Below are 5,190 nucleotides of genomic sequence, written 5' to 3'. Positions count from 1 at the left end.
GCGGTCCGGTCCGCGGCGAACGCCTTGGCGGTCGCACCGAGGTCGAGGGTCACACCGCGGGGCAGCAGAACCCGCCGGGTCACGGCGTCGAGCCGCACCCGCCACCAACCGGGCGCCGGGGTCGGCGGCGGCGGTGCCGCGCCGTCCCGGTCGAGCAGCGCGAAGTCGCGGTCGTAGCCAAGATCCCGGACCGCGCGGCCGACGGTCGGATCCACCAGGCCGGCGGTGTCCTCGGCGGCACGGAGCGCCGTGTCCAACGCCGCGTACAACAGCGGGCTCACCGAGACGGGCGAGCCCGCCGCGCGGTGCAGCCGGGAGATCTCTGAGTCAGCACGGAACCGGCTGCAGGCCTGGTCGAGCTGGGCCAGCCGCGCGCGAAGCAGCCGCGCGGCCCGGTCCAGCCGAGCCGGCTCGGTCACCACGACGTGCGCTGTTGTGCCCAGAGCACCGAAGGTCGCGCCGGTGCTCATGATCCACCCGTCGAGCTGTGGCCTCGGGAGCCATTGGGCACAGTGACGGGCGGCACGCCGGGCAACGACCCGCCGTCGTCCGAACCGGACACGGCCCCCGGGTCGTTCGACTCCTCCCCGGACCTGGAGCTCGACCCCGTGTCGTCCGTCGCTTGCTGCGCGAACGCCAAGCCGGTCACAACGGCCAGCACCGTCGCCCCGACCGCCACCACCCGGGTCACCATCGAAACGCGGCGCCGTCCGCTGTCCCGTCTAGCTATACGGCCGTCGAACCTCGTACCCACGACACACTTCCCTTCTCGTCGTGAGACCAGTCTTGGCGCGGAACATGGGGAAATTCTGTGAACGACGGGTTCGACACGGCGATCGGTGGTTTCCTCGCCGGTCGCACGGCCACCGGATGCGGTGCGTGATACCGCGGACGCGACCGACAGGGCATGCTTGGCACGCTGCGGCAGCGCCCGAGCCGGACGGTGCCGCGCCGCCGGAGAACGCCGTCTCCAGCGGCGGCTCAGTCGGGGCATGGGCGGCGACCAGCTCGCTGAGCATGGGGCTCACCTTCCCCGCCGACGCGCCAACATCGGCCTTGCAATGAGAAGCCTTCACACGCCGTCCATGGACGGCCGGTCCCGATTTCAGCGCAGGGCGACGGTGAGTAGAACGGCGGCATCGGTGTGGGCGGTCAGCCCGTGCCGTTGGGGCGGGATCGTGAGGAGTTGGCCGGCGTCGAGGACCCAGTCCTGATCGTGGGTGTGCAGGGGCACCCGTCCGGAGACGACGAACAGGGTGGCGGCCGAGGGCGCACGATGCTCGGCCAGGTCGGTGCCTTCGGCCAACGCGACGAGGGTGACGCGCTGCGGCGTGCCGGTCACCAGCGTTCTGGACGTGCGCCGGGTGTGCTGGTGGCGCGCTTCGTCGAGCAGCTCCGCGGCAAGGCCATCCACCTGCATCACCGCCGGATGTACTGCCGGATGGTCGGTCATCCGACATGCTCCCATCCGCGCCGGGAGGCCCGGCTGCCCATGTGGGTGTCGCGGCTGCGGTAGATGATGTAGGGGCGGGTGAGGTAGCCCAGTGGCATGGAGAACACGTGTACCAGGCGGCTGAAGGGCCAGAACGCGAACAGCACCCAGGCGGACAGCGCGTGCAGCTGGAACCCCAACGGGGCGGCGGCCATCAGGTTCGGCTCGGGCTGGAAGTAGAAGATCGACCGAAACCAGGGTGAGACCGACTCGCGGTAGTCGTGGGGGTGGTCGGTGAGGTTGCCGAGCACGGTGGTGCCGAGGCCGAGCACGATGGTGCCGACGAGCAACGCGTACATGATCTTGTCGTTGCGGGTGGTGGCGGAGAACACCGGGCCGACGGTGCGGCGTCGGTAGATCAGGATCGCAGCGCCGGCCAGGGTGGCGGCTCCGGCCAGCACACCGAGTCCGACGGCGACCGCGTGGTAGGCGGTGTCGCTGATACCGACGGCTTCGGTCCAGGACTTGGGGATGAGCAGGCCGCCGATGTGGCCGAGGGCGACGAGCAGGATGCCGAAGTGGAACAGGGGGCTGCCCAGCCGCAGTAGCCGGTTCTCGTAGAGCTGGGAGGAGCGGGTGGTCCAGCCGAACTTGTCGTAGCGGTAGCGCCAGATGTGGCCGACGATGAATACCGCGATGGCCACGTAGGGGACCGCGACCCACAGCATGATGTCCAGCGTGCTCGACGACGTGTCGGTGCCCTGGGCGGTGAGCCACGGCGTCATCAAGGCCGGCGTCGGGGGCGTCATCGGGGGCCTCCTTGCGGTTGTGGCATGTACTCGGGTGGGGCGAACGGCGCCAGGCCGACCTCCTCTTCTGGTGGGCCTTCGGCGGCGAGCCGGGCGACCGCATCGTGCTCGCGCCGGCCGAGCGGCGGCAGGGTCGCCGATACCGACTCCAGGACGTTCGCCCAGGGCGAGCCCGCCTCGTGCAGGCCCAGGCGCATGAGTTCCAGCCCGGCGCGGTGCTCGATCATCAGCCGTTGTCCCACAACCGGGTCGCCGGTGGCGGCGAACTCCAGCACGACCGCCAGGTGGTCGGGCAGCTCGCTGTCGTCGAGTTCCAGTCCGGCGGCGCGGTAGGCGTGTTTGAACCGCAGCAGGGCCATACCGCGCTTGCGGGTGTCGCCGTAGGCGAAGTAGGTCAGGTAGGGGCTGAACCGCTTGCGGTGGTCGAAGGTCGCCACATAGTCGGCGGCGAGTTCGGTCAGCGGGGTGGCTTCGATGTGGTCCATGAACGCGTTCAGCGGCGTGGCGAGCGGCGCGGGCAACGTCCGGGTCGCGGCCCGCAGCAACGGCTGCCGGTCCACCAGTTGTTCGTCGGGGTAGCTCATCAACAGGGACTGGACCTGCCATGCGGTGGCGCGCTGATCGTCGGCGAAGGTCATGGTGTCGGGTCCGGTTCCGCGCTCGGGTCGCCACCGGTCGGTGTTTCCCGCGGTGTTTTCCGTGGTGGGAACAGTCCGTCGGGGCGGCTCTTGCCGTCCCAGTTGAGCAGGTTGACCCGGCTGCCCTTGTCCGCGGGCGCGGCCATGGTGTCGGAGGTCTGCCGGTCGCGCAGCATGCGGAAGTTCTCCACCGCGATCGGCGAGGCACCGCCGGAGCTTTCCCCGAACGGCCCCGAGCCACCCATGCCCGGCCCGCCCTCGTAGTCCAGGCTGCACTCGGTGGCCAGTTCCTCCAGGCCGTGGGCCTGTTCGGCGTGGGCGGGCGGGATGACGTAGCGCTCGTCGTACTTCGCGAGGGCGAGCAGCCGGTACATGTCGTAGACCTGCTCGCCGCTCATGCCGACCTTCTCCGCGATGGCCTCCCGCGGTTCCCGGTCGAGGTTGATGTCGCGCATGTAGCTGCGCATCGCTGCCAGCTTGCGCAGCACCGCGTTGACCGGTTCGGGATCGCCGGCGGTGAACAGTTGCGCCAGGTACTCCACCGGGATGCGCAGCGCGTCGATCGCGGCGAACAGGTTGCCGTGGTCCTCGCCGTCGTGGCCGGTGTCGCGCACGATGTCGACGACCGGGGACAGCGGCGGGATGTACCAGACCATCGGCATCGTGCGGTACTCCGGATGCAGCGGCAGCGCCACCCGGTAGGTGTTGATCAGCGAGTAGATCGGCGAGCGTTGCGCCGCTTCGATCCAGTCTCGCGGGATACCAGCGTGTTCGGCGTCGCGGACCACGATGGGGTCGTGCGGGTCGAGGAACACCTGCCGCTGCGCCTCGTACAGGTCGTGTTCGTCCGGTGTGGACGCCGCCGCCAGGACCTTGTCGGCGTCATAGAGGACCAGGCCGATGTAGCGCAGCCGCCCGACGCAGGTCTCGGCACACACGGTCGGGATGCCGACCTCGATGCGCGGGAAGCAGAACGTGCACTTCTCCGCCTTGCCGGTGCGGTGGTTGAAGTAGACCTTCTTGTAGGGACAGCCGGACACGCACATGCGCCAGCCGCGGCAGCGGTCCTGGTCGACGAGCACGATGCCGTCCTCGCTGCGCTTGTAGATCGCTCCCGAGGGGCACGACGCGGCGCAGGACGGGTTGAGGCAGTGCTCGCAGATGCGGGGCAGGTAGAACATGAAGGTCTGCTCGAACTCGAACTTGACCTTGTCAGCAAGGTTTTTGAGCAGCGGGTCCTTGTGTCCGTGGTCGGGTGAGCCGCCGAGGTTGTCGTCCCAGTTCGCCGACCAGGTGATCTTCGTGGGCTCGCCGGTGATCAGCGACCGCGGCCGGGCGACCGGGGTGTGTTCCTGCAGTGGCGCGCTGGTGAGGGTGTCGTAGTCGTAGGTCCAGGGTTCGTAGTAGTCGTCGAGGCTGGGTAGCTTGGGGTTGCTGAAGATGGTCAGCAGCTTGCGCAGCCGCCCGCCGCCCTTGAGCTTGAGGCGGCCACGCTTGTTGAGGGACCAGCCGCCGCGCCAGCGTTCCTGGTCCTCGTAGGTGCGGGGATATCCCTGTCCGGGGCGGGTTTCGACGTTGTTGAACCACACGTACTCGACACCGGAGCGGTTGGTCCACGCCTGCTTGCAGGTGACCGAGCAGGTGTGGCAGCCGATGCACTTGTCGAGGTTCATCACCATCGCCATCTGCGCCATGACCTTCATCAGTAGGTCACCTCCTGAGCGCGGCGGCGGATGACGGTGACTTCGTCGCGCTGGTTGCCGGTGGGGCCGAGGTAGTTGAACGCGAACGACAGCTGGGCGTAGCCGCCGATCAGATGGCTGGGTTTGATCAGCAGCCGGGTCAGCGAGTTGTGGATCCCGCCCCGCTTCCCGGACGTCTCGGTGCGCGGGACGTCGATGAGCCGGTCCTGGGCGTGGTGCATGTAGACGGTGCCCTCGGGCATTCGGTGGGAGACGATGGCGCGGGCGACGACGACGCCGTTGCGGTTGACCGCCTCGATCCAGTCGTTGTCGGCCACTCCGATCTTCGCGGCGTCCTCTTGGGACATCCAGATGGTCGGGCCGCCGCGGGAGAGGCTGAGCATGAACAGGTTGTCCTGGTACTCCGAGTGGATGGACCACTTCGAGTGCGGTGTCAGGTAGCGCACCGTGATGCCCAGCTCGCCCTTGTCTCCGATAGGCGGTTCGTCGAACAGGGCGGTCATGTTCAGCGGCGGGCGGAACACCGGGAGCTGCTCGCCGAGCTCGGTCATCCAGTCGTGGTCGAGGAAGAAATGCTGGCGGCCGGTGAGGGTGTGCCAGGGCTTGAG

At 68.7% G+C, this 5,190-nt stretch carries 6 protein-coding genes; all 6 read right to left on the bottom strand.

Annotated elements, in window-relative coordinates; translation table 11 throughout:
• A partial coding sequence (locus GEV28_RS41970; RefSeq protein ID WP_291419922.1) for an FAD:protein FMN transferase occupies nt 1–470 on the bottom strand: 470 nt, incomplete at its 3' end.
• 635 nt (nt 471–1,105) lie between these two features.
• Nucleotides 1,106–1,453: a cupin domain-containing protein gene (locus GEV28_RS41965; protein ID WP_291419920.1), complete on the bottom strand. Its 348-nt coding sequence runs from the start codon at nt 1,451–1,453 to the stop codon at nt 1,106–1,108.
• Nucleotides 1,450–2,217 carry a respiratory nitrate reductase subunit gamma gene (narI, locus tag GEV28_RS41960; RefSeq protein WP_291419924.1) on the bottom strand — a complete coding sequence of 256 codons (768 nt, stop codon included), beginning with the start codon at nt 2,215–2,217 and terminating at the stop codon, nt 1,450–1,452. The genes GEV28_RS41965 and narI overlap by 4 nt, the downstream gene beginning before the upstream one ends.
• A 20-nt stretch (nt 2,218–2,237) precedes the next feature.
• Nucleotides 2,238–2,879 (bottom strand): nitrate reductase molybdenum cofactor assembly chaperone, encoded by a 642-nt coding sequence (narJ, locus tag GEV28_RS41955; protein ID WP_291419918.1) that lies wholly within the window; start codon nt 2,877–2,879, stop codon nt 2,238–2,240.
• Nucleotides 2,876–4,582 carry a nitrate reductase subunit beta gene (gene narH, locus GEV28_RS41950; RefSeq protein ID WP_291419916.1) on the bottom strand — a complete coding sequence of 569 codons (1,707 nt, stop codon included), beginning with the start codon at nt 4,580–4,582 and terminating at the stop codon, nt 2,876–2,878. Before narH ends, narJ begins: the two co-directional genes overlap by 4 nt.
• The coding region (locus tag GEV28_RS41945; protein ID WP_291419914.1) for a molybdopterin dinucleotide binding domain-containing protein at nt 4,582–5,190 on the bottom strand (609 nt) is incomplete at its 5' end. The genes narH and GEV28_RS41945, both read right to left, overlap by 1 nt.

It is taken from the genome of Actinophytocola sp. (genome assembly GCF_009379765.1).
Classification (GTDB): domain Bacteria; phylum Actinomycetota; class Actinomycetes; order Mycobacteriales; family Pseudonocardiaceae; genus Actinophytocola.
Note: the sequence above shows the minus strand (reverse complement) of the source record. Positions and strands in the feature narration are given on the sequence as shown.